The organism is Spirosoma endbachense (genome assembly GCF_010233585.1).
GTDB classification, from domain to species: domain Bacteria; phylum Bacteroidota; class Bacteroidia; order Cytophagales; family Spirosomataceae; genus Spirosoma; species Spirosoma endbachense.
Genome location: NZ_CP045997.1, coordinates 4,181,801 through 4,208,423 on the forward strand (window position 1 = coordinate 4,181,801; position 26,623 = coordinate 4,208,423).

Annotated in this window: 19 protein-coding genes; 15 read left to right on the plus strand and 4 right to left on the minus strand. The window is 44.3% G+C overall.

Annotated features, from left to right (window positions below; genetic code table 11):
* Positions 1 to 95: 95 nt before the first annotated feature.
* Positions 96 to 905: a hypothetical protein gene (locus tag GJR95_RS16845; RefSeq protein WP_162386974.1), complete on the minus strand. Its 810-nt coding sequence runs from the start codon at positions 903 to 905 to the stop codon at positions 96 to 98.
* Between the two features lie 24 nt (positions 906 to 929).
* A complete protein-coding gene (locus tag GJR95_RS16850) occupies positions 930 to 1,490 on the minus strand; it encodes a hypothetical protein (RefSeq protein WP_162386975.1) in 561 nt (186 codons plus the stop codon).
* 281 nt (positions 1,491 to 1,771) lie between these two features.
* On the opposite strand from GJR95_RS16850, the gene GJR95_RS16855 reads away from it, so the two are divergent.
* The 10 genes from GJR95_RS16855 to GJR95_RS16900 all read left to right on the plus strand — a co-directional run bounded on the left by GJR95_RS16855 (position 1,772) and on the right by GJR95_RS16900 (position 16,924).
* Complete coding sequence (locus GJR95_RS16855) at positions 1,772 to 2,203, plus strand: hypothetical protein (RefSeq protein WP_198424851.1); 432 nt, start codon at positions 1,772 to 1,774, stop codon at positions 2,201 to 2,203.
* Positions 2,204 to 2,269: 66 nt separating this feature from the next.
* On the plus strand, positions 2,270 to 3,112 hold the full coding sequence (gene prmA / locus GJR95_RS16860) for a 50S ribosomal protein L11 methyltransferase (protein WP_162386976.1): 843 nt from the start codon (positions 2,270 to 2,272) through the stop codon (positions 3,110 to 3,112).
* 59 nt (positions 3,113 to 3,171) lie between these two features.
* Positions 3,172 to 8,226 (plus strand): hypothetical protein, encoded by a 5,055-nt coding sequence (locus tag GJR95_RS16865; RefSeq protein ID WP_232541221.1) that lies wholly within the window; start codon positions 3,172 to 3,174, stop codon positions 8,224 to 8,226.
* A 548-nt stretch (positions 8,227 to 8,774) separates the two neighbouring features.
* Positions 8,775 to 9,284 (plus strand): response regulator transcription factor, encoded by a 510-nt coding sequence (locus GJR95_RS16870; protein ID WP_162386977.1) that lies wholly within the window; start codon positions 8,775 to 8,777, stop codon positions 9,282 to 9,284.
* A 453-nt stretch (positions 9,285 to 9,737) separates the two neighbouring features.
* Complete coding sequence (locus GJR95_RS16875; RefSeq protein WP_317167072.1) at positions 9,738 to 10,961, plus strand: sugar transferase; 1,224 nt, start codon at positions 9,738 to 9,740, stop codon at positions 10,959 to 10,961.
* A complete protein-coding gene (locus GJR95_RS16880) occupies positions 10,940 to 11,881 on the plus strand; it encodes a glycosyltransferase family 2 protein (protein WP_162386978.1) in 942 nt (313 codons plus the stop codon). The genes GJR95_RS16875 and GJR95_RS16880 overlap by 22 nt, the downstream gene beginning before the upstream one ends.
* Before the next feature lie 16 nt (positions 11,882 to 11,897).
* Positions 11,898 to 13,130: a glycosyltransferase family 2 protein gene (locus tag GJR95_RS16885; protein ID WP_162391744.1), complete on the plus strand. Its 1,233-nt coding sequence runs from the start codon at positions 11,898 to 11,900 to the stop codon at positions 13,128 to 13,130.
* Positions 13,131 to 13,198: 68 nt separating this feature from the next.
* Positions 13,199 to 14,680 carry an O-antigen ligase family protein gene (locus GJR95_RS16890; RefSeq protein WP_162386979.1) on the plus strand — a complete coding sequence of 494 codons (1,482 nt, stop codon included), beginning with the start codon at positions 13,199 to 13,201 and terminating at the stop codon, positions 14,678 to 14,680.
* Positions 14,681 to 14,803: 123 nt separating this feature from the next.
* Positions 14,804 to 15,664 carry a glycosyltransferase family 2 protein gene (locus tag GJR95_RS16895; protein WP_162386980.1) on the plus strand — a complete coding sequence of 287 codons (861 nt, stop codon included), beginning with the start codon at positions 14,804 to 14,806 and terminating at the stop codon, positions 15,662 to 15,664.
* Positions 15,665 to 15,706: 42 nt separating this feature from the next.
* Positions 15,707 to 16,924, plus strand: a complete 1,218-nt coding sequence (locus tag GJR95_RS16900; protein ID WP_162386981.1) for a glycosyltransferase — start codon at positions 15,707 to 15,709, stop codon at positions 16,922 to 16,924.
* A 33-nt stretch (positions 16,925 to 16,957) separates the two neighbouring features.
* On the opposite strand, the gene GJR95_RS16905 is transcribed toward GJR95_RS16900, so the two are convergent.
* Together GJR95_RS16905 and GJR95_RS16910 are read right to left on the minus strand one after the other, a co-directional pair.
* A complete protein-coding gene (locus GJR95_RS16905) occupies positions 16,958 to 17,830 on the minus strand; it encodes an alpha-1,2-fucosyltransferase (protein ID WP_162386982.1) in 873 nt (290 codons plus the stop codon).
* 288 nt (positions 17,831 to 18,118) lie between these two features.
* A complete protein-coding gene (locus GJR95_RS16910) occupies positions 18,119 to 18,865 on the minus strand; it encodes a 4'-phosphopantetheinyl transferase family protein (RefSeq protein WP_162386983.1) in 747 nt (248 codons plus the stop codon).
* Between the two features lie 204 nt (positions 18,866 to 19,069).
* Between GJR95_RS16910 and GJR95_RS16915 the strand changes: the two genes are divergently transcribed.
* From GJR95_RS16915 to GJR95_RS16935, 5 genes are all read left to right on the plus strand, one after another.
* Positions 19,070 to 20,017: a gliding motility-associated C-terminal domain-containing protein gene (locus tag GJR95_RS16915; protein WP_162386984.1), complete on the plus strand. Its 948-nt coding sequence runs from the start codon at positions 19,070 to 19,072 to the stop codon at positions 20,015 to 20,017.
* A gap of 108 nt (positions 20,018 to 20,125) precedes the next feature.
* Positions 20,126 to 22,441 carry a T9SS type A sorting domain-containing protein gene (locus GJR95_RS16920; protein WP_162386985.1) on the plus strand — a complete coding sequence of 772 codons (2,316 nt, stop codon included), beginning with the start codon at positions 20,126 to 20,128 and terminating at the stop codon, positions 22,439 to 22,441.
* A 48-nt stretch (positions 22,442 to 22,489) separates the two neighbouring features.
* Positions 22,490 to 23,929, plus strand: a complete 1,440-nt coding sequence (locus GJR95_RS16925; protein ID WP_162386986.1) for an MOP flippase family protein — start codon at positions 22,490 to 22,492, stop codon at positions 23,927 to 23,929.
* A 265-nt stretch (positions 23,930 to 24,194) separates the two neighbouring features.
* Positions 24,195 to 25,088: a cupin-like domain-containing protein gene (locus GJR95_RS16930; protein ID WP_162386987.1), complete on the plus strand. Its 894-nt coding sequence runs from the start codon at positions 24,195 to 24,197 to the stop codon at positions 25,086 to 25,088.
* A gap of 249 nt (positions 25,089 to 25,337) precedes the next feature.
* Positions 25,338 to 26,237, plus strand: a complete 900-nt coding sequence (locus GJR95_RS16935; RefSeq protein WP_162386988.1) for a glycosyltransferase family 8 protein — start codon at positions 25,338 to 25,340, stop codon at positions 26,235 to 26,237.
* Positions 26,238 to 26,623: the final 386 nt, after the last annotated feature.

Genomic DNA, 26,623 nt, shown 5'->3' on the forward strand with positions numbered 1-26,623 from the left:
CCTTCATAAAGGCCTTTGATGGCTGCCTGTTTAAAGGCTTCAAAATCGAACTCGTTAGTCATGATAGTGAAAGTTAGAGGTTTTACTCCTTTCATTCACCTGTGACACAGTTTAGCGAGCAGTCTCGTACCCTGATTAGTCGGGACAATTTCTCTGCTTGAAGTTTTGCTCATCTTCCATATCAAAAATTCAATGGCTCTTGTCCCATCTGGCGTAAGTTGAGCTTTATTAGCAGGCAGAACAATTATTCCTTTCGTTGTTATATAGGCTCCATACTCTTGGCCTGAGCTGTTCGCTTTATCGAATAAGAATGTGTAAGCCTTGCACTCTCTCTCATATAGCCTGTAATCTGTTTCTTCATTGTAGCTGTCTCGCCCGACAACTTTGAGTGGAATTTTATAATTCTGAAAGTCATTTTTGTCATAAAACCATCCGTCTAAGTTCTTACCTAAATCAGGTTTGATATTGTTTAAACTTACGTAATCTCTAAAATCATATGTAAAGTCCCAATTTTCACTAAGGAACTCTATCTCTGCACTAGTTAGATACACGTCTGGGCCAATACGATTTGCCATTTCCCAAGCAAACGCGTCCATTGGAGTAAGATCAATGGGCATCCCATAATCAATCGGTGTTGTTTCATTCGTGGGAATGAATGGATCCCTGATAACTTGTCCACCTCCACCACCACTTGGATTTACTGCGACCCAACTCGATTCATCATCCCACGGATTTTCTCGAATTGGAGCCCCATTAGGTATTCCATCATCGCAGGTAGCATCAAGTTCAGCAATTTTCACCCAGAACCCGCCCGTGGATGCGTCCAGAAAGGCGTCGGGTAGACAAGCTTTATTCGCGAATGGATCACAGTGATAACTGCTACTACCACCAGGGTTCTGAGCCATAAGCTGGTAAAAGGCGACCTTGCATTAATACGAAGACAACCTTGCATTCGCATTTTGATCAGGTGGGGAAAATGTATCGGTTAATTTTCCTATTTTATAACGCCACCCTATTTTATAATTATCCCCCGCATCATTCATCAGCAGGACTACTCCCGAAAAGGTAGCTTTTTTCACGGCCTGTTTTTTCCGTTGCTCGTTTCGTTCCGGAATAATGGTGATAGTTACAGACCGTAAATTACCATTCTCATCCTTAGAAATCAGGAGCTTTTGCTGGATTTGATACCCTGCCCGATCAAAACTAGGGAGCGAATAAAGACTATCTTTCTTAGTAAAGTTTTCATCACTTTGGACACTTACCGGAGCGGTTGAATTATACAGTAACGGGACTGACACCACATCAATGCCATTGGCAAGTTTCCCTTGTTGGGCGTACTTCCAGAAGGCTAGCTGGTTTTGCTTTTTAGTCGCCACTCGGGCACGAGCCGTACTGGATGTTTCATACCAACTCTTTGCTTCATCAATCGTAATGGCTACCGATTTTGCCGGAATTCCTGAACTATCCTCCTGGATGCGACACGAGTACAAGCTAGTTATTATAAACACAATAACTAAAAGATAACTTAAACACTTATTAATCATATTTTCCCTAAAATGGTTTATGGTTTTGCAAAACTATTGATTGGCCGCATAAGTATCTGATTAAATTATTTAAGATATAATATTATATTTAATACTATTTAAATAGTATACTATACAGACTTATTTTGCTGTAGTTTAGACCTACCGTCACACTCGGGTAGGTGTCGGATGAGCTGGTGGAGTGCTTTTAGTTGGTAGGATACTGTTTGGAGTGTAGGTTCGCGGGTATGCCCGCCCGAGTTGATTCCATTCAAAAGCTGGACGAATTAGACAATCAACGGCGGATGCGGGGCGAAATGCCTGCCACAAATGGAACCTTTAAAACAACAGTGCGGTCCGGACAAGTATCGTTTGTGCCGAATCCGAACACCCAGCGTTATGTGTCAGCGTTAAATCAGGCGGCCTGGGACTTTCGGGAGCTAACCCGAGATTCGATTTATTTGCAAAAGGCATTAACCTGGTCGAAGCGGTCGCTTGAATATCGGGAAGAGGGTAGTTTGATGGATACCTATGCCCATATCCTTTATTTACTGGGACGCCGGGATGAGGCCATTGAGTGGCAGGAGAAAGCGGTCAAAAAGGAAAAAGAACGAAACTCACCGATGATTACTACGCTTCAGGAATCGCTCCAGAAAATGAAAAATGGGACCCTGAAATAATGAATTAGCTTTAGGTTGCAACGGAAGGCAAGCCGTGTGGCTTGCCTTTTTCATTACCTTAGAGGTATGAATTATATTGAACTTCAACTGCACATTTCTCCTGATTATTCCGATATCCTCACCGCCGAGTTGGCCGAACTTGGTTTCGAGTCATTTGTTGATACAGATGAGGGTTTGAATGCCTATATCATTGACGCTGATTTTGATGAAAAGGCCGTACAGGAACTTGTTGCTAAATACACGAATCAAACCGCAATAGCCTACGAAGTCCATTCGTTAGAAAAACGAAACTGGAACGCCGAGTGGGAGCGCGATTATGAGCCGATAGAGGTGGCTAACAGTGTCCGGGTCCGGGCGTCCTTTCATCAAGCGGACGCCCGGTTTCGTTACGATATCATCATTAATCCGAAGATGTCGTTTGGCACAGGCCACCACGAAACCACGGCCATGATGCTTGAACAGCAACTTGGCCTCGATTTTGCGGAGAAAACAGTACTTGATGTCGGCAGTGGAACAGGAATCCTGGCAATTCTGGCGGCTAAGATGGGTGCACAAGCCGTGCTGGCTTTTGATATTGAAGACTGGGCGGTTGAAAATGCCCGCGAGAATGCTGAACTGAATGATTGCCCACAGGTTTCAGTATTTCAGGGAACAATCGACGATATTAACTCAGGCAGCGAGGGTGAACCCAGCCAGTATGATATTGTGCTGGCCAATATCAACCGAAACGTATTACTAGCCGAAATCCCAACCTACACAGATTTATTAAATGAAGACGGATATTTACTGGTAAGCGGTTTTTATGAACATGATGCGCCAGATATCTTACAAAAAGCGATCGATTCGGGCCTTAAATTCATAAAAAAGATGGCCATCCGGGAGTGGACCTCTCTTTTATTCAAGAAATAGAATCCTGGTACAACTAGTCAAGTAAACGTTAGATTAACGTTTTTCGCAACAGATATATAATGAATCGTATTTACGCTATTCACCCTGGTAATCTGTTTCATCACAGATTACGCTTGCGCCCCAATTTGCTAAGGTGTTCATTATCAGTACAGGCCAGGGCGATTTTCCTGCTTTGCTTCGCCTTTTCCACGGCTTATGGACAGGCAGTTCGGCTCTCCGATAAACCAGATCAGTTTATGGCCGAGGTGCAGAAACTCATGGCAACGGGCGGGGCCGCAGGCGTTAAGGCTGGAACGGACCTACAATCGTTGTGGTCCGAAAACCGACTGTCGGCCCAGCAACAGGAGCGCGTAATGGTATTAAGCCGGAAGATGAACCAGAAACGGCTTCAGGCAGCCACTCACTTTGTTCCTTTTTACGGAGCACTTTATCAAGCCAGTGCCAGCCAGCAATCGGCCGGTACACCAGCAAACGTGGATGGTATTTTAACAATAGCCGAAAAACTGTTCGATGCCAATGACCCAAAAGCCTTTGCCCGAAGTTTGGAAACGGCCCGTCGTTTCCTTGAACGGCACGAGCTTTACGCGAGTAATTACAACAAACTCTACGCACAGGGTGGCACCTTCCAGTTTCGTTATATAGATGCTGCTCAACCAGTCTCAACAACGGGCTCCTCAACTCCTTCCGATTCTATTGCCGCGGCAAAAGCTGCGGCAGAACGGTCCCGCTTCGATGGCTGGGACACACCGGCCCCATCAGACTCGACTCAACCGCGCCAGTTGGGCGCTCAGTTTGTGCCACAACGTCGCCCAATTCCGACGGTTACCGGCGCTGTACTTACCCTGAAAGAGGTAACGCTGGCGATTGTTGCCAATGGCGATTCGGCACAGTTGACCAATACAGGTGGCGACCTGATGCTTAAAGATGGTATTTGGGTTGGTCAGGGCGGCAAGTTTACCTGGGAGACTGCTGGGCGACCCGATATTTTTGTGACGCTTAGCGATTACTCGCTCACGACAATGAATCCGCGTCTGTCAGCCGACGATGTGACCCTTACGTACGATAATCGGACGGGGACGCCCGCGAAGCCCATTAAAGGCGTCTTTGAATATGTTAGCAAGAAGAAAGGTGGGCCGGTTACTTATCCACGCTTTATGTCGTGGCAAAACGATGTGAAGTTACCCGATTTAGGGCCGGATATTGAGTACCGGGGTGGCCTGGCTTTATCGGGCACACAGATGGTAGGCGCATCGGCTAGTGGTCAGCCCGCTCAATTAACGGTTAAGTATAATGGGAAACCAGCCTTCAAAGCCAGCAGTCGTCGATTCGATTTTAGCGCTAACGATACAACAAGCGCCGGGTTTGGTGGTACAACGGGGAGCGCCAAATCGCTGATTTCGGCGGGCTCAGCCGCATTTGTAGGCTATGTCGATACCGATTCGATAACCCATCCATCAATAAAGTTCAGATACGACAAAAATCAGCATATTGCCTGGCTCGACCGCGAACAGCACACCGACTATGCGCGTGTCCCATATTCCGACTCGTACCATAAGTTCTACATTATACCCGAAGTAGTACGGTGGGATTTACCGCGTCGAAAAGTCGATTTTTATCAGGTTGGGGCAAAGCGGGAAGTGCCCGTTCGGTTCGAATCATACGATTATTTTCAGCCGCAACGCTACTCCGACCTGACGGTTGATTATGGTTTCCATCCACTTCAGATCGTCGCTAATTTCATCGCAACCAAGAAGCAACAGACTTTTTTTGACGATGATATTATACAGTCTACCAAAGTCAGTCCGGTTGCCCTTCGGGGCGCATTGGGCCGCATGGTATTGGAAGGCTACATCGATCGGGACCCGACATCGGGCCTGATGCGGTTGAGCCGGAAGGGATACCTTTATGTGCTGGCTTACGTAGGAAAACGGGATTACGATAATTTTCAGGTACAATCGCTGTTTGCATCAAATGACAGCACGAAAAACGCGACGATCAACCTCGATGATAAGTTCCTGACGATCCGTGGAGTCGACCGATTTACGCTGTCTGATTCGTTGAAAATATATGGTGTTCCTTCTGACAAAACGTTGCGTATCGGCAAAGGGCGAGCCTTTACATTGAACGGTCAGCTTAAGGCAGGAACCCTTCGGTATGCCGGTCGTGATCTGAAATTCGATTACGATAAGTTCGCGATGAACCTGAATAAAATTGACTCCATTACCTTCTCTTCGCAAAAACTGGCTGCCCAGGGAAAAGAGGGCGAAATTGGGGGTGACATTAAATATGAAAACCCCGGAACCGTCTATTTTGGCAGCGCCGATAATAAATCAGGGCGAATTGCGGGCAAAAAAACCACACAACGGCTGGTTATGCCAGAGGGGATGACGGTTTATTTTAACCAACCCGCTCGCGGAGACATTCTTTACAACCAGAAAGTTTACTTCAAAATACCAGCGATTGACAATGACAGCTTAGGGAAGGGCGATATTTCCTTCGTCGGCACGTTCCATTCCGATGGCATCTTTCCACCCTTTAAGGCCGAACTGAAAACAATGCCCGACAATACGCTGGGCTTTGTTCATAAAGCACCAGCTACTGGCTATCCAGTTTATAGTTCCAAGAAAGGCGCTGCTCCATCGAACGTAAAATTTACGGGCGAATTAACCATGGATAAAGCCGGATTGCGCGCCGAAGGTGTTTTGAATCACCTGACCGCCAGCCTGAATACAAAAGGTATCTTATTTATGACGGATTCCTTACTGGCATCGGGCGACAAAGGCGAAATTAAGGAAGGACTTGTCGGCAAAGGTTATTTCCCGCAGGTTCAATTAAATAACTATAGCCTGAAATGGTGGCCAAAGGCGGATAGCATGGTCATCACTACCCAGAAAAATAACTTCAACTTTTACAATGCCACGACCAATCTGGAAGGGGGTTTAGTACTTCGTTCGGCTGGTTTGTTCGGTAAGGGAACATTACGGAGAAAAGACTCAGAAGCAATCTCAAAAAATATAAAGTTTAATAAAGAGGGCTTCGTTGCCGACAACGCTCAGTTTAAGATTGTATCGGATAAAGATGCAAACCGGCCAATTCTTCTGGGCAATGACATCAATGTAGATTTTAATCAGACCAAAGGAATAGTCGGGCTGGCCATCAACGCGACTAAAAACACAAGCATCGACGATACGCTGGCCGGATCGAGTATGGAGTTCCCATTTGCGGCTTACAAAACCAGCATCAACCGGGCCCAATGGAACCTCAATGCGAAAACGATTGCCATGAAGGGCGATGTTAAAACCTCTACGTTTACGGCTATGGCTGCAGAACAGGAAGGGTTAACGTTTAACGGTTCAGCGGCCCTGTACGACGTTGAGAAAATGATGCTCAACATCAGTGGCGTTCCTTATGTTACGTCGGCAGATGCACGCATCTATCCTGACAAAGGACTTGTAACCATCCGGCGAAACGGTGAAATGCTGGCGCTGAAAAACGCGAAACTGGAACTGGATACGGTTACGTTGTTCCACCGGCTCAAAAATGGCAATATCCAGGTTCTTTCGCGGACACGCTTTGCCGGAGACGCTACCTATCAGTTTGCAACCGCAAAAGGCGATACAGCGAGTATCAAGATGGGAAGCTTTGAATTAAAAGAAGCGCCAGCCGTTGCTTCTGCTAACCTAACTGCCGATACAAAGAAACCAGTCAAAGGCAAACGCAATGCCTCACAAAAGCCAGCAACGACCTATTTTACAGTAGCCCGTGCTGACGTTGACGAGGATGATAATCTACAGTTAGCTCCCAAAATGCTATTCAAAGGAGCCATTACGATGCAGGCTCCTGAACGGGATTTAGCGCTGGATGGATCGATTAAGCCCGCCCTCAAAAAACGGCAGGATCTTATTAGCGGCTGGATTCCATTCAAGGAAAAAATAGCAGAACGACTCGAAATAAAGGTTGATAAAAACCTTAAAAATGAAGGCGGACAGCAACTTGTAGCAGGTATCCATTTCCGGTTGGGCAATGCTGGGCTTTATCCTACGTTCCTGTCACCGAAAGAAGACCCTAAGGATGAAGACCTGTTTTCTGCAACGGGTATTATGAGCTACGACGAAAAAGATAAAGTGTATCGAATTGTCTCTAAAGGCAGTGACCTGCCAGCGGCCCAACCCGCTCTGGCAGCGGCCTCTACAGATAGTACCAGCCGTCCGGATAGTGCAGCCGCTTCCGATGATGTTGAGAACGCCTTTACCTTTAACGATGCCCGAGGGTTGATGACCTTCAAGGGTAAAATGAATCTTCTGAATTCTGGCCCGAACGAGTATCTGCTCACATCCGGATCGGCACGAATCAACATCGACAGTACTCAGTATCGATTGAATACGCTATTGGCATTCGCATTCCCTGTACCGGATCAGCTTAACAGTATCATTGCTGATAAGTTAGTTAAGACGAATCAGGAAGAGAAAAACGACGAAGCCGCCGATGATGACCTTAACCGACTCTCGGATAAGCTGTTACCCTTAATTGGCCAACCGGCAGTAGATGCTTATCGGGCGAAAGCCCAGAACCAGCACGTACCGCTTAACCAGGCATCGCCAAAACTGAACAGCATGCTTGTGCTTGCGAATGCGAATCTACGTTGGTCTGATAAATTCGGCGCCTTCTACAGCACTGGTCAACTCGGCGTTTCAAACATGTCGGCAACAGACATTAATGCTCAAATGGACGGGTTTGTCGAAATCCGAAAAACGGCCAATGGTGATGAAGCCAGTATTTACCTGGAATCATCGCCTGATGTTTGGGTATTTTACGACTATAAGCCAGGCAATACACCAACTTCCATTGGCCAATTAGCGATTATAACATCGGAGCAGGACATCAATGATCGGCTACTGGCAGGTTCTAAAAACAGTTCAAAAGCTACCGTTGAAATCGTTCCTGCTACTGCCGACGAAAAAACAGTGTTCGTTGAGCGTTATCTGGACCAGTACAAAACGAAAGCGAAACCCGCACCTAAGCCTAAGTTGCAGCCAGGCCAGAAAGTGGTGAAAGACGAGAAGAAAAAAGACGAGAAGAAAAAGGATAAGGAAGCCGAGAAAGAAGGATTCTAGCAGTAAAAAGGGAGCCACGAATAGCTCCCTTTTTATTGCTAGAATTTTAAGTAAAACCTGTATACGTCTAAGTAAAAATCAGTCTTTATTTTCAATAACCTCCTCGCAACCAGAGGAGTATTTACATTGTATTCTGTAAAATGCCGTGTTATTTAAACTACCAATATGGTAGTTTATAGGTTACTGAGTTGCTAATATTATAACATATCGAACAATTGAAAAATTGTATTATTACTATATAATATAAGGTTTATCAACTTTTAATATTTTTTAATCCTTTATGTAAATCCAAAAATAACGGTAGTTTAAAGTTAATCTGTCAAGTAATTAATTCAAGCAATTACCCAGTTAATCACCTGTTAATAAGCCTATTAACATTAACTTACTAAGCACCATTTAACATAAGGAAGTTAGGATCGCTAAAATATGATCTCTATAGCATGGCCAAAGTTAAATAAGGTTTTTTTTTCATATATAGGTAACCAGAGATAGAGTAAGTAGTCTAAAACTTAGATCTAACCCATCTTCAGAACTTAAAGGCCAATAAAATGAATCAAAAATATCACTTGCTCATAGTGGATGAAAATCCTTATGTAGCTGATATTCTCATACAGACGTTAAAAACTGACTTTTCAATCACTGTGGCCAATACGGGTCATGAAGCGGCTCGTCTATTGATCCAGGGTCATCGGTTTGATTGCGTTCTTACTGAACTCAATCTGCCCGTGTTCAGTGGTCTTGAATTAACGAAGCTAATTCGGATGAGTAAACTCATCTTTCAAACGCCCGTAATTGTTCTCTCCAATGCTCCTGACAGTAATACCCGAATCGAGTGTCTTGAGCAGGGAGTTGACAGCTACATCGCTAAACCATTCAACCCACTGGAAGTAAAGGCCAAAATTCATGCCATTTTGCGCCGAACTTCTTCACCGAAAGAAGAAGTTCAGGAGCCAACTGCTGCTGTACGGCTTCAAGCTGAATCTAAACCATTTTGGCAACCAAAATCGCGGATCCTATCGATGCTGCTAAGAGGTTACCTAGTTGCCCAGAGTGCCTGATTCTTTATTTTCTTCTGGTTTAGATCTCCAGGAATCTTCCTCTATTCACTATCAAAATACATGCCAATTCAGCCAATCAGATGAGTCAAGGCTTATTGGCTTCAATTGCCCAGAATAAAGTATGAATACTGGCTTTGATTGAAATAGTGTAAACCAATTAGCTCAAATAGCCTCTATTTAGTTACCAATAGAAGTTATTTAGCCTCAAAACGAAGTCGTTAGTTATCAAAACCGCCTGTTATCTGAGTCATTTCTTCCTCACCTGGGGTCACCAAAAATTTAATTAAGCTTATTTGAATAACCCGAACATCTACTTTTTACCTGTTTAATCGAATAAGGCTTAATGAATAATATCATTTTTTGATAAGCATAGGGACCAAGCGGCTCTGGTTTATAGAGCAAAAAACAAGCTTGGTTTGCTGATCAAAATTTGTGCCAAAGTATAACAATGCAATGACAGAAAGCTTCATCAGACCGAAAGTTGTGGATATAGCGCCAATGCCTTATCTCTTATTAGTGGAGGAAGATGATCAGATTGTCAATCAAATCACGATGGCTGTCGGCGACACTTGCTCAATCGTGCGGTTCAGGAATTTTCAGGAAGCCGGAGAATGGCTGTCGAAGAACCCTACAGTAGATTTGATAATAGCGGATAAAGATAGCAGCCAGACAATGGTAGCCCTGGTTCGAAGCAATACGTCCTACCAATCTGTTCCTGTTTTGATTGCCAGTCGTTTTGTTCGGCCAAATCTAGTAAAAAACGCCCTCAACAATGGCGTTACAGACATTCTGGCCATTGACAAGGATGACTATGCTTTACAATCGAAAATAAGATATTATCTGGAGCTAAAAACCCGCATACTTTCAGTTCCAGAAAAAAGACAACCATTAACCAGCCGCCGGTTCACATTGCCCTGGTGGAAACGTAGTATTGATATCGTTATTTCACTTTCAATACTCCTCGTTTTATCCCCTTTACTCTTACTGGTTTCCATTCTAATAAAAATAGACTCAAAAGGGCCCATTTTATATAAGTCAAAACGTGCCGGGACGAATTTCTATGTGTTTAACATGTTTAAGTTTCGCACAATGAGCACGCAGGCTGACCAACAATTGCGACATATGGCCTCGCAAAATATTTATACCAAACCTTCGGACAACCGTTCGATTGACGATTTCTTCCAATCCCGAACGGAGTTTCTATGTGATAGCTGCCGGCAAAGGGGCGTATCGTGCCAACAACCGCTATTTGATCAGGACCAATTAATTTGTGAGAAACTATTCCTTCGGGAAAATGAAGAAGCGGCAAAGTTCATGAAGTTTCGTAATGATCCACGGGTTACTAAACTCGGGACTTTTCTTCGTAACAGCAGTATTGATGAGCTGCCACAGCTACTCAATATCTTACTGGGCGATATGTCGTTAGTTGGCAATCGGCCTTTACCGCTCTATGAAGCGGAGAAATTAACTTCTGATGAGTTTGCGCAGCGATTTGCAGGACCAGCGGGTCTGACTGGCCTCTGGCAGATCAAAAAAAGAGCAAAAGGACAAGGCGCGATGTCGGACTGGGAGCGGACTCAACTTGATATTGAGTACTCGAATACCTTTTCCTTCAAAACAGATATGTATATTCTCTGGAGAACCTTTTTCAGCTTATGGCAACGAGAGAATGTATAGATAGCGTGGTTCGGCTTATGGATGCCGCACCGCTCGTATCCATAATCACGATCAATTATAACCAGGCTGAAATCACGCGCCAGTTTCTGGAATCTTCAGCGCTGCTGAGTTATCCGAACTATGAAATCATAGTAGTCGATAATGCATCGGAGCCAGCATTGAATACGCTGATTGATCTGCAACCTTATTCGCAACTGCGGTTCATTCGGAGTGACCGGAATTTAGGCTTTACAGGGGGTAACAATTTAGGCATTAAGGAAGCGAAGGGCGATTTCTTTTTTATTGTCAATAATGACACAGAGCTGCCGTCTACGCTGATTGAAGAGTTACTTAAGCCGTTTTATGGGAATGAAAATATAGGCGTCACCTGCCCAAAAATCAGGTTTTACGATACGCCGGATATGGTTCAGTATGCTGGTTATAGCTCCATGAATATGTACACCGGTACGGCCATTGCCATTGGTTATAAACAAACCGATATGGGGCAATACGACAAGCCAGGCGTTACACCATTCGCTCATGGCTGCGCTATGATGGTCAGCCGGAAAGTAGTTGATAAAGTAGGTCGTTTTGCCGAACGGTTCTTTCTATATTATGAAGAACTTGATTGGTCGCAGCGCATCCGGAATGCCGGTTTTCTGATTTACTATCAGCCATCGGCTTCTATTCTGCATAAAGAGTCAATGTCGGTCGGACAGCATAATCCGCTAAAGACCTACTACATGACTCGTAATCGCATTCTTTATATGCGCCGTCACTGCTCACCATTTCAGCGGGTTGTGTTCTATCTGTTCTTTGCGGGTTGTGTAATGCCAAAGCACATGCTTGCATACGTAGTTCGTGGTAAGCTAAAGCACGCCAGTGCCTTTGCAAAGGGGGTAATCTGGAACCTGACCTCAACGAGCATCTCACCCGTTTAGCCTTCGAACTTCTATGATGACCTCTCTATACTATTTAACCAGCTTCCTGTTCTTTTTCCTAACCTTTCTGGTTTTCTATACCTACCTGGGCTATGGTATAGTAACCTGGTTGCTGGTAAAAGTGCGGTCGGTCAATAGCGGAGCCATCAAACCAGAAGATCGGTTAGCCAGTACACCCGACATAACCATGATTGTGCCTGCTTACAATGAACTGGCCTACCTGCCCAATAAGCTACAAAACTGTCTGGATCAGGATTACCCCGCTGAGCACCTGCATCTGTTGTTTGTAATCGAAGGATCTACAGATGGTTCGGCCGAATACCTGGAAAAACAGAAAGCAAACCTTCCTAATCTGACCATTATTTCGGGAACGCAACGCCTGGGTAAAGTAGCGGCAATGAACCGGGCCATGCGGCAGATCAAAACGCCACTGACCATTTTCACGGATGCGAACACCCATCTCAACCCAGAAGCGGTTAGCCGATTGGCAAAACGGTTTGAGGTAGCCAATGTGGGTGCTGTAACGGGCGAAAAACGGATCAGCGTACAAGGTCAGGAGGCTGCTGCCGGAAGTGGCGAAGGGCTTTATTGGCGCTATGAATCTTTTCTGAAAAAACTGGATGCTCAGCTTCATACCATTGTGGGCGCAGCCGGAGAATTATTTGCCATACGAACCAAGCTCTACGAACCGGTAGAAACGGACACCCTACTCGACGATTTTGTGATTTCACTGCGCATCGCCGAGCGTGGCTACCGGGTCGAGTATGCACCCGATGCTTATGCACTCGAACGCCCGTCGCATTCGGTTGGCGAGGAGATGAAGCGAAAAGTACGGATTGCTGCGGGAGGCTTTCAGGCAATTCGGCGATTGGCTCATCTGCTCAATTTTTTCAAGTATGGCTGGCTAAGCTTTCAATATGTTTCGCACCGGGTGTTGCGTTGGGCAGTTACACCATTTTGCCTGCCGCTTCTGTTTCTGTTGAATGTAATTATGCTTGTTCAGGTGAGTCAGCTATCAATTTCAGATTCGGCAACGATCACGTTCTGGTGGGGAATCTTGTTGCTACAAACGGTATTTTACCTGGCTGCCTACGTTGGCTATACACTGGAAAACCGACAGACTCGCTGGAAACTAACATTTGTACCGTTCTATTTTGTTTTTATGAATTGGTGCGTTTTAGCAGGATTTACCCGCTTTTGTAACGGTAATATTTCAGGTATTTGGGAAAAGTCGAAACGGGCCATTTAATGCTTCCATCCAACGAAAACTCCCAATGTATTCAGTAGTCATTGTCATTGCAGTAACGCGAAGACACCATGTTTGAACGAACTCTCTTACTTAACCGTCAATTACTTAACAACCGCTGGCTATTTACGCTACTGGGGGTTCTGGTTGCCGTATTGGGTGGTTGGCTGATCGGTAACTTTGGCATGACCGGTGCGCTTATGACTGTAGGCTTACCGATAGGTCTGCTCATCGTGGCCAATATCCTGCTGGAGCCTAAGATTGGCTTATTAGCTTATCTAAATTTAAGTTTTCTACTCGGCTGGGCGCGGTTTATTCAGAGCGATTTTCCGCTGGGTCTGGCGATGGACAGTGTACTTGTGCTGACCTTGCTGAGTGTCTTTTTGAATGCCAAGCGGATGAACTGGAAACGGCTTCGGCATCCGGTTTATTTTGCCGTGGTCTTCTGGCTGCTATACACCATACTGGAGCTATTAAACCCTGAAGCTCCTTATAAACCAGCCTGGTTTTTCCACGCCCGGGCATTCTCACTAAACTGGTTTTACATGGCCACCATTATGCTGGTCGTGCCCATAACCAAAGAAGACATTCGACTATTAATAAAAATATGGCTGATATGGTCTTTTCTAGCCGCTTTATGGGCTTTCAAACAGCAGTACATCGGCCTGGAGGCTGCCGAAATTCGGTGGCTGGCCGAAGGGAATGACAGAACGCACGTTTTGTGGGGTCAGTTAAGAAGCTTCTCGTTTTATTCTGATGCATCGCAGTTTGGGGCCGAAATGGCCAGCGCAACGCTCATCTGCTCCATTCGCTTTTTTGAGGAAAAAGGGGTCATGCGTCGGATCGGCTATGTGTTCCTGACCCTTATTTTCTTCTGGGCTTATGCCGTTTCCGGCACCCGGAGTGCCTTTTTTGTACTGGTCGCCGGTTATCCATCTTACTTATTCCTTCGGCGCGATCCAGCCCTTATTTTTAAAGGAGTGATGGTTGCCCTCCCCCTTCTGGTCATCCTGCTGTTCACCCACCTTGGTGACTCAGTTTACCAGATTTACCGGATTCGAACTGCCTTACGTCCTAGCGAAGATGCTTCATTTCTGGTACGCCTGGAAAACCAGCAGAAACTAAGAGCCTATCTCAAGGATTTGCCGTTTGGCGCAGGCATCGGAACATCGGCCGATACGGGAGCTCGCTTTTCGCCAAACCACTTTGCCGCCCAGATTCCGCCGGACAGCTGGTATGTTGAAATCTGGATTGAGACAGGTATTGTGGGCTTAACTCTTTACCTATTAATGCTGGCCACCATTATCGGGTATGGCGTTTATAAGGTCTGGCAGATTAAAGACCCCTGGTTGTTCAGACTCATGATTGCCTTACTGGCCAACTTCATTGGTATTGCGCTGATGTGTTATTCAAACCCAACACTGAGCCAGTTCCCAACCTGTACAATGCTGTATATCGCGTCTATACTGTTCACCACCTGCGAACGGTGGGATACCGTTCCTGAAAAAATAGCCAATAAATATAACGGACTGATGACATCCGTACGCAATTGAATCCGAGCTCATTTTGGACTTGCCCGACCAACTAGTCGGCAGGTCTGCCTAGTTGAAAAAACTACGCGACACCTACCAATCGATTAGCTGACTTTTAACTTATTTACACCATTATTACTGATTATGAACTTATTATCAAACCCCAATTGGTTAAAGCGCCACGAATATCCATATACCAGTATCGATGAAGTACCGCAATCGGTCTTCGATGAAATCAATGCCCGTCTGGACAAACGAATCAGTACGAAACCTCTGGTTTCTATTATGGTCATCGCCTACAATGAAGAAGTAAATATTCTCCGTAGCATCAGCACGCTTTCGTGCCTCGAAACAACCATTCCGTTTGAAATTGTTGCCGTTAACAACAATTCAAAAGACAGAACGCAGGATACGATCGATAAACTGCATGTCAGAAAGTTTTTCCAGCCGATTCAGGGTTGCGGACCAGCCCGGCAGCTAGGTCAGGAAATGGCCATTGGTAAATACATGCTACTGGCCGATGCCGATTGTCTTTACCCAACAAACTGGCTGAATGAAATGATGGAAAAGCTCCAGCAACCTGGGGTCGTATGTGTCTACGGGCGCTATTCATTCATTGCCAATCCGCAACTTCCGAGGTGGCAGCTTACCCTACACGAAACCCTCAAAGATATTGTTGCTGAGTTTCGTCATGTCAAAAGACCATATCTCAACGCCTATGGTATTAGCATGGGTTATTTGCGGGAAGCCGGCCTGAAAGCAGGCTATATGATGCACAACAGAACCTGGGGAGAAGATGGACGCCTTTGTTTCGATATGATGCAATACGGCAGGGTTGTTCAGATGAAGACCCGGTCGGCGCGCGTTTGGACAGGCCCCCGCACATTAATGAAGGATGGCACCATTTGGCAGGCACTGGGAAAACGTGTAAAAAAAGAAATGAACAGAGCTTTTTCTTATCTCACCCCTCATCCTCCACACGATACCAAAACCTCCGAAGATTAAGCAGACTGAGTAAAGATAGCGCTGCTCACTACACCTCTGAACATGAACAATTTTGATAGTATAATCTGTGTCGGCCAAACAACATGGGAAGGCGATTTTCAGAAAGCGGTTGTGCAGTTAATGACCGAACTTTCTGCACGGCACCGGGTCTTGTATGTCGATTACCAGTTTACGCTTAAAGATTGGCTAATGGGTATTCTGAACCGACGGCCCGTTCCGGTTCGGAAGCTGATGCGCTTATCAAGTCCACTCACCAGGAAAGATGTTGGCACAGGTGGTGAAGTTTATGTCTGGACTCCGCCCCTGATATTACCCGTTAACTGGCTACCCGCCAAACCGCATGACTGGCTCGTTCGATGGAACGTTCGGCGGGTAGTTAAGGGCCTTCGCCGGGTAATGCATCAGCTAAATATGACGCATCCACTTATCGTAAATGGCTTGAATCCAGTCTTTGGTTTGCCCATGCTAAACCAATTGAACGAATACGCAACGATCTATTATTGCTTTGATGAGATCACGATTGCCAAATGGATGAGCCGCCACGGTAGCCGCTATGAACCTGAGTATCTTCAGCGAGTCAATGCCGTTGTAACAACTTCAGAGACGTTACGCCGGTCGAAGTCCCTCCTGCAACCGAAAGCATACTGCGTTAAAAACGGCGTCAATTTCGATCTGTTCAATCAGGCACGCCAACTGGCTGACGTACGACCCGATTCTAACCCCGTTGTGGGTTATCTCGGTTCAGCCGACGACCGCATCAACCTTGATCTGGTTGAATTCTGTGTTCAAACAATGCCTGATGTAACTTTTCAGCTCGTCGGCGAAGTACATGAGCAAGCCATCACCCTCCGTTTGTCTCGCTACCCAAATGTTGTTTTTACTCCACCTCGTCAACCCGCCGACCTTCCGCCCTTGCTGGCCAGAATGAGCGCAGCGATGATTCCGTTTGTGTGCAATGAGCATACGTACACGATCTATCCGCTGAAAATTAATGAATATCTGGCGGCAGGTCTACCTGTTGTATCTACGCCTTTCTCAATCCTGAACGATTTTGATGGTGTCGTTGAACTGGCTGCCAGTCCAGCCGATTTTGCGCAGGCGCTCCGCCGGGCACTGGCCGATACGAGCGTTCCTCGGGTTGAGGAACGAATTTCGATGGCCAAAAATAACTCCTGGAAAAAGCGGGCAGAAGAATTTGAAGTCGTTATTGGTCAGCTCGTTCAAGACCAAATCCCGGCACCAATTCCGGTTACTCACTAACCAAAAACAGTAGTAGCATTGGTCTGTGTGTCATTAAATCCGGAGCCAATTGGCTGGTATTAAATCTTTCGTATTCCAGGTTGGCTTATTTTTAAACCACTGATCTGGTGCAATAACAACTTTATCCTTCCGGGGATTAAGCCACGCTCCCCACCAGCTAAACGAGCTATTGGCAATAATGTGGTGATGACATAGCCCCATTAGCTGCAGATCGTCCAGATCGGCATCGGGTCCGGCATTAGCCACGAACTCATGCGGCATAGCTAAAGCCAGATTCTGCTTTACCCAATCCGGATCATCGCTGAAAATGAAAAGCTTAGCCTTAGGAAAGCGGTTTGTCAATTGAGGAATTGCTTTCTGGTAATAGTCAAGACCAAGGAAGCCGAACGACTGGCTAAACTCAGGGTGAGTAACATAATCACCGCGCCGAATGTGGACTGATATCGGAACGTCTGTCTGTTCAATTTTAGCTTTATAGGCAGCAAACGTCTCTCCTGTTTGCCGGTTGAATGTCAATTCTTTTCGAATCATCTCCGTGCAGTCGCCAAAATAGCTTTCTGACTGCCAGCACCCATCCAATATAATGAATCTGGCTTTGGCGCTGAATACTCTGGGTTCAACATGAAACTGTTCTTCCAGCAGAAACTCGAAGATGGGTCTAAACGTCCGGTTTGGCAACAACTTTGTTGCCTTCGACAGATACAGATAAGGTGACGTATCGAGAAGCGTGTAATCGATGCTGAATGGGTACAATTTAAATTTTCTGGGTGTATCCGTTTCGTATTCGAATTTGTAATAACTAAGGTCAAAATAAAGCGATGTATTGTTTCGAAGCGCAAGGCTTCTGCCCAGAGCATACTGAAACAACTGATTACCCAATCCTCCTGAAATTCTGGCAATGACCATGCCTGTAAAAAAATTAGATTAACGTTAATGCAAAATAGACAGTCAATGTACTGCCCATTAAAAATTGATCGTCAGCAATTTACTGTACTGTTTGAACCAAATCCATCCAGATAGCAGATTACGTCGTTAACGCGTTTAGTCCTGCGTTTTATTGCCTCTGCCAAAGCACGGAAAATACGTACATACTCACTTAGAGAACAAGCTATAGCTCTCCCGAAAGCTTACGATTCCTTTCAACAAAATCGCTCAGCGATACGGACCCAAACACTTGCACTTTTTTGACTTATTTTACGCAAATTGGCCACTTTCAATCGTATAAAATTTAGGGGTTTCTACGATTGGCCTGTACGCAATGGCAGCCGGATAATCATCGGCAATAGTAAAACTAGTCAAGGCCCAGAAACCGTCTCCACCAATGATACCGGCCTCAATACAATGCTCACCATCAAGGGAAGGAATCAGGGAAAAATCATCGTCCATTCCCTTTGCCGTTGCTTTACTAAGCGCTTCCTTTCGAGTCCATAAACGATAAAATGCTGCTCTTGGATTGCGGTTGGATTCAACGGAGCGTTGTTCTTTCTCACTAAAGCTATTCGATACAATATCCTCAAACGGAAAATCGGAGACCATTTTTTCAATATCAACACCGACACTTTCGCTACTGATTGCTAGGACAATCCAGCTCCCGGAATGCGATAAATTAATCTGAAGATCAGGAATACCTGCTAACTCCGGTTTACTATTAACTCCGGGAACCAGGCGGATGTCAGCTAAGTCTCGGTGAGTAAATTTACTGACGACAACCTTCGTCATAATCCGCCCAACCACAAATCGATTATGGTCTTCTTTCCGACGAAACCGCGCAGCCCGTTCGCGTTCATTGGGTTGTAGCCATGCATATAAATAGGGCGGAATTATTGCATCATCGGCAAGCTTCAACCGAAATACAGCTACCTTCTCTGTGAATAAACAGTCAGGCCAATTTAGCCAGTCAGGGTCCGTAATAGTACTACAATAAACAGTGGCAGATTGCATGGTTAACCATAGGGACTAGTTAAAAGTAGCTTATTCTTAACCTATTGCTACAAGTATAAGCGTTTGATTACTAAGCCATTCTATTGCATGTAATTCATTGCTCAGATGGGTGACGAAAGAAAAAAACTATAGTCTTAACTATAGCATATGGTAACCGCGTCACAAAGCTTTTTCGGGAGAATAAGACCACGGCTATATAAAGCATTGCGCAGAAATATAGTTCTGATTCTGTGCTTTATGTATGCGTGCGGAAATGCTTGTCTTGCACAAAGTTGTCCTGGAATTTCAAACGACTTACTGATCAATCAATCATTCGGTACGGTCAAAGAGAATCCATCGCTGGCTGGATTAACTTCATACAACTATGTCACGTCTGTTTGTCCGGAAAACGGCGAATACAGTCTTGCCTCAACGGTTAATGGGACTTGTTTCTTCAACGCCTGGCATACGGTAACAGAAGATCATACCCCCAACGATTCAGGGGGCAATATACTGATTATCAACGCTTCTGACGAAATAGGTGCGTTTTATCAGCAACCACTGCCGGGCTTATGTGGAGGCACCAACTATGAGTTTTCGCTTTGGGGATTAAATCTGCTCAAACCTAATATTTGTAGTGATCCAGTACTTCCGAACCTAACGATTCGTATTGAGACAATTGATGGCCGAGTGCTGCAAACAATCGACTTTGGTTCGATTGAGATAACACAAACCCCAGTCTGGCGTCGCTATTCAACTCTATTTACGGCTCCAAATGTGACAGAGCCCGTTGTTGTGAAACTTATTAATAACCAGGGAGCGGGCGGATGTGGAAATGATTTGGCGCTGGACGACATCCAGTTAAAGCAGTGCGATGCCTGTGCACCGAACCCTGTTTATGTGCCAGATGCCTTTACGCCCAACAACGACGGTGTAAACGATGAGCTGGCGGTCTTTTTGCGGGAAGCGGTTTCGTTCAATATAAAGATTTACAATCGCTGGGGCAATGTGATTTTTACCAGCGATGCCCTCACGAATAAATGGGACGGAAACTATGCGGGTAATCCATGCGCAGCAGGAGAATATACGTGGGTGATTACATACAAGTTTGCCGATTCTGCATCTACAACCCACGATTACATACGGAGAGGTCATGTTCTACTGACACGATGATCCCTTTAGCACAAAATTTTCTAACAGGCCTATCCATGAGCCTACTATTCTATCCAGACTCTGATGACGACCAACTGGCTGACCTATCGAATTAAGCTCTCTGCACCGATGAGAAAAACCATTCTAACCATACCGGCGGCTTGTATTGCGCTATTGATTTTTGCCCGAACCGGGGAACCTACCATTCCTCATACTGCACCGTCAATAGCCATGAACTCGGCCAATAAAATACCAATCGATCCAAAACGCTGGTACCAGGTAAACAATTCTAACAGCGGTCTCGATGGGCTTTTTGACGGTATTACGAATGTAAATATCAATACAGGGTATGGAAAGATGCTGGAAAATTACGATTCGTATTATCCACTGCTGGAAGGCGAACAAATCACAATCGAAAGCATTCGCTTCTACGATTACGAAGGTACGAATTCAGATAAACCCATGACCCTATCGATCATAACCGACAAATGGGAACGGATTCCGATTGCTCGTTTTACTGGCGAAAGTTATCAGTCCTGGGTAGGTCCAAACCCCGATGAGCCAAATAGCTTCAATCTGAAGACGGCCGTATCTGGTGCACGATACCTGGTGATCAATACATACGGGCCTCTGCCTACAGAAATAGAACTTTACGGTACCTATCAGCCCAGCCAGGTTCAGATTACGGCTCCTGCCGTTCGGTCTACACCGTTCCGCCAGGCTCTGGGTGTCAATGCTTTTGAGTGGAATTTTGAAGAAGCAAGCTCACCCTGGCAGGTAGATGATAGCCGTATTCAGGCGATGAAAGCCTTTGCAGCCGTTCGTCACTATATTGACTGGGAGAAGCTGGAACCCCAAAAAGGTAGCTATACCTATAGCCCCACGGCAAGTGGTAGCTGGAACTACGATGCCATTTATGAACGCTGTCAGACGGAAGGTATAGAGGTACTGGCTTGTATAAAAACACTGCCCCAATGGATGCAGGACACGTATCCACAGGATGAACGTGATGGCGAAAATGTTCCGGCACCGTATGGAAGTGATCTTTCTGCGCCTAAATCGTATGTCGATCAGGCTCGGGTAGGTTTCCAGTTTGCGGCCCGCTATGGCAGTAATAAAACCCTGGACCCTTCTCTGGTGAAGGTAAGTGACGTAAAGACCTGGGCAGGACTTAACACGGTTAAGATTGGACTCGGTTTGATTCGATACATTGAATGTGAAAACGAGCGTGACAAAACCTGGAAAGGCCGAAAAGCTTATCAAACATCACGGGAATATGCCGCTAACCTATCTGCTTTTTACGATGGGCATAAAAATACACTCGGGCCGGGGATAGGCGTAAAAAACGCGGACCCATCCATGACAGTAGTGATCGGTGGTCTGGCGGCTTCATCTACAGACTATGTACGAGGTATGATCGACTGGTGCAAGGAATTCAGAGGCTATTTACCCGATGGCCGCGTCAATCTTTGCTGGGATGTGATCAATCAGCACTTATATGCCAATAATGCAAAAAGTTCACAGGCAGGCGGAGGGGAGCGGGGAGCGGCTCCCGAACTGGCGGGCGTAGGTGAGCAGGCAGCAGCTTTTGTCGCCTTGTCACATCAGGCGTCCTACGATATGCCTGTCTGGATAACGGAAGCAGGTTATGACGTTAATCAGGGTAGTCCTTTCAAGGCAATTGCCATTGGGAATAAGAGTGTGTTAGAAACGCAGGCAGACTGGACCCTGCGAACGGCGCTACTCTATACTCGGGTCGGAATTGATCGCTTATTCTTCTACCAGCTTTACGACGATAACATAGACAATACAACCCAATTCAGTTCGATGGGCCTGGTAAACAGTGACAAAAGCCGCAAACCAGCGTCTGATTATCTGTATCAGGCTCGCCAGTTGCTGGGCGACTATCGTTATAAAGAAACGATTAGCAAAGATCCTATCGTAGATCGCTATGAACTAGATGGCCGCTCTGCCTATGTGCTGGTGATACCCGATGAACGCGGCCGAACGGGTACTTACAACCTGACTGTGAACAAAGGAGATACCGTTCAGCTATGCACGCCCAAAATAGGGAGCGACGAGATGACTAAAACAGCGCGGGTCAGTACGACGGGTACGATAACAGTCAATGTAAGCGAAACACCTGTATTTGTAATGCCCTCTTCCAGCCCGGCAAAGGAGGCATCAGACTTGGGTAATGTGCTGATATATCCAAATCCAACAACAAATTATGTCGAATTGGTCCTAGAGAACGGGGCGAATACGGCTGTAGATGTAAACGTTTATGATATGGCGGGCAGGCAATGCAAGCAGTTCAACTACGTCAAATCAGGACGGACTTTTAAAGAAAAAGTAGACTTGACCTCATTGCCTTATGGTGCCTACCTACTTGAAATACGACAAGGTAAAGCACGGGCAGTAAAAAAGATTATCAGAAATCGGTAAGCAAAAGTAACTACCTTACCTGGCCAACCTAGCCGTTAGAGTACCCGCATGAGTAATACAAGTAAGGCAATGAACGGTGGAAAATGGATAACAATTTCCACTACCATTTCGACCCTGTTTCAGTTCCTGCAGGTCGCTATATTGGCCCGTTTGCTTGACCCATCCGCTTTTGGTATTGTTAGCATAAGTACCCTCATTATCAGCTTTTTTCAGATATTTTCTAACCTTGGTTTCTCCAATTCAATAATTTACAAGCAGGAAAGCGACCAGAAAGTCCTGTCGACCTTGTATTTTCTGAATCTTATTGTGGGTGCGGTCATCTTCGTTATTATTCAGCTTACCTCACCGTATATTATTTCTTTCTATCATGAACCAAAGCTGTCGGGAGTATTACAGTTCTCTTCATGCTATTTTCTAATTGTCTATTTTGGCCAGCTTTATTTGTTTCTTCTGGAAAAAGAACTACGATTCAAATCAGTTGCTATCATTGACATAACCGGTACGATTATCGGTTCGGCTGTAACGATTGCCTTGGCTTATAATGGCTACAAAGAGCTATCGCTAATTATCGGCTCTCTGGCGATGCAAACGGTTAAAGTGGTATTGCAAATTACGTTTGGCATCAAATTCTTTGTTCCTACTTTTGTCTTCAACCTCAGCAATATAAAAGATCATTTACGGTTCGGTTTTTTCAATTTGGCCGATGGACTGCTTGGTTTCATTCAATCCAATTCCGACAATATTTTCATTGGTGGAATGCTGGGCGTAAAAATGCTTGGCTATTACACAATTGCCTATCAGCTAGCGGTTTTTCCAACCTCGAAGCTAAATCCAATTATATTACAGGTAGCCTATCCAATATTGGCAAAAATGAAAGATAATGGGTCGGATCTAAAGAAATCATACCTGAAAATTCTGGATTTTATTAGCTATTGTAATATGCCGCTACTAGCCGGGCTATTCATCACGGCCGATAGCGTAGTGCCTTTAATTTATGGCCCCGGCTGGGATAAAACGGTAGAATTGATCCAGGTGTTCGTCTTTGTAGCGATCTTATCCTGTTTGAGTCATCCACTATTTACCTTAGCGTTTACTAAGGGAAAACCAAATTTATTGTTTTATCTTAACCTCGTTACTTTACTGGTAAAAATACCGTTGGTGTATTGGCTTGGTACATACTGGGGCGTCATGGGAATTGCTATGGCTTTTTTGTTAGCTACACTATTTAATTTAATTGGGAATTTTGCGCTTGTGCATTACCTGATTGGTGAATTTTTGAATGATTTTTTGAAGAACATAGTAAAGCCAACTATATTTTGTATTATTATGATCGTCGTAATTTATGCCTATAAATTATTTGTAGGGAATTATGGGCTTACAAATACAATAGTTGAAATAGTAATAGGTGGTTTAACCTATGCGGCTTTAACCTTAGCCTATAAGCTGTCTTTTACAGAAATAAAAGCTTATCGACAGGCTTTACAGTAACTAAAGTCAGTCTGAAAATAATTAATAAAGTTTATTGGTATTTAAGGAATCTTCTGGAAGTAATTCATCGGAATCCATCTCCATAAAATCAAACCAAATCTGATGATTTCTGAATTTAATCACCATTAAAATAGAATTAATTCTTACTTTATAACTTAAGTATATTGCCCTAATTAGTTTATTTTTACAGTATAATTAGAGAACTGTTTTTTTACAATCGCTACTCAAGAGTTTCTATCCTCTGAATCCAAAAATTATCAATATTATGGACACAAACTTAACAATAAATAAATACAAAGAGAGTCAAATCAAAAAAATAGATCGGCGCAGTAACATTTCACAAAAAGAGCTGATTAAAGAATATATTGAACCTGCTATTCCGGTTATTCTGACTGATGCCACTAAAGACTGGGAAGCAATGGGGAAATTCACTCCTCAATTCTTTAAGGATAATTATAGTCACATCACGAAAGAAATAAGAGGAAAGACTTATTCTTTACCCGAGTATGTTGATTTAATGTTGGCATCTACTCCTGAAAAGCCTGCCCCCTATCCATTTAACTTCAATCTAGAGCACCGCGCGCCTGAACTCTTAGACGATTTAAAACCTGATATACTTTATTCTAAATCTGATCGCGTTAAACATCCGTTGTTACCCAAATTCATGCTCAAGGGTACGGAGGTCTATGAGATTTTTTTAGGCGGTAATGGTGGCCATTTCCCCTTCCTGCACATAGATGCCTTGTTCCTGCATACGCAGATCACGCAATTGCATGGCTCCAAAGAATTCTTCTTGTTCCCGCCTGAGCAAACTCCTTTCATGTACCCAAGAGAAGAGAATCCCAAGATTTCTCAGGTAAATGTATTCAGCCCAAACTTTGAAAAATACCCTCTTTTTCGGCAGGCACAACCAATAAGAGTTACCATTGAAGAGGGCGAAACTATTTTGTTCCCAACAAAATGGTGGCATACGACGCAAATCCACGAACCGTGCATTTCTTTAGGGCGCGTCCATTTAAATGAATCAAACTGGAATGACTTTGCAAACGACAATTTTCTGTCATTAAAAAAGTATCGCCCTGGCATGGCAATTCCAGCATTAGTTTACACTAAAATGCTTGGGCAACTGATCAACTTGCAAGAGAAAATCAATGGTTGAGTTTAAGTAATTGTCTCCTTTTCGGTGTGATTAGAAGCAATGTATTTTATTTCTGAAAAATAGTGGTTACCTATTGCAAATTAATGAGTCAAAAGAAAGTAGCTAAGCACAAATAGAACTGTTGCAAGGATAGTTATCCTCTTGATGTCTCTTGTGCTCCATGGATACTTATTATATCTAAATAGCTATTAAATAATTAGCAAATAAAGGCAATTAGCTTATTTATCTAGCGCCGAAATTTTATCTTTTATGAATACGAAGGAGCGAATAAGTATCGTATTAGCCAGTGATAATCACTATGCTATCTTGATAGCTGCTTTAGTAAAATCAATTGAATTGAATCACAAAACAGATGAGGCAATTGATTTTTACATTATTGACGATCGTATCTCAACTGGTAATAAGGAGAAAATACAGGCTTCTGTGCAGTCAAAGGATATAGCTATTCATTGGCTAAATGCAGAGCAGGTCGTTCCTTCAACGATAAAGTTTCCAATAGACAATACCGCATTTCCACTTACGGCATATTTTAGAGTATTTTCTCCTTATGTTGTTCCGGCGGATTTGGAACGGATAATCTACCTGGATGTAGACATGATTGTGCTTGAAGATATTTCGAAATTATGGACTATTGATATGGGTGACAATATATTCGGAGCCGTCCAGGATTTTCAGAAAGTTGTAAGCTGTTCCTGGGGTGGAATTCCTAATTATAAAGAATTAGGCATGGCACCCGATACTAAATATTTTAATTCTGGTCTACTGCTTATTAACGCTAAAGCATGGCGGGAGGCCGATATTACGAATAAAGTATTTAAGTGCTTACACGATAACTTACAATACATAAATTTCGCCGATCAATACGGTCTTAATGTAGCGTTGGTTAACCAATGGTTTGAGCTGGACCCGCGCTGGAATTGGTTTGCTACTTTTGAAAATAAAAACCCGTTTATTATTCATTATCTTGATATAAAACCAATATTTAAATCGTACAAATCCGACCCCTATTTCCAGACAGTATTTTTTAACTATTTAAAGCTAACCCCCTGGAAAAACTACAAGCCTATTAGTGGTAATTATAGGTTAGTTCGAAAAATATATAATAAGGTAAAAAAGATAGTATTACGCAGCTTCAAGGCCGAAAACTAATACGTAAATCGTTTAGCTTTGAATTGATATGCAACAAAAACATATAAGGTTCTTTTGTTGCATATCAATTCAAAGTTAAACGTAAACTGGCAAATGGTCGATGTGGTAATGTGATGTCGGTTTTTTAAAACCGACAGAGAAAGCATTATTCGCCGTGGCGACGGTTCGCCGATGCGATTCTCAAAACCTATTCATTGATGCTCGATACAGTTTCTCAAATCCAAAGGTCAGGTTCTTTAACCTGAACTCACTTACTCCAACAGGGCTTTCTTATAAAAACGGCAAGGAGCAGTTAGCCATACCTTTGTGGTTCTCTAGACTACAAAACCATGACTGTCGCTCCCTGCTTGGCTAAACCTACAACATTTTTCCAACTTCTTGACCAA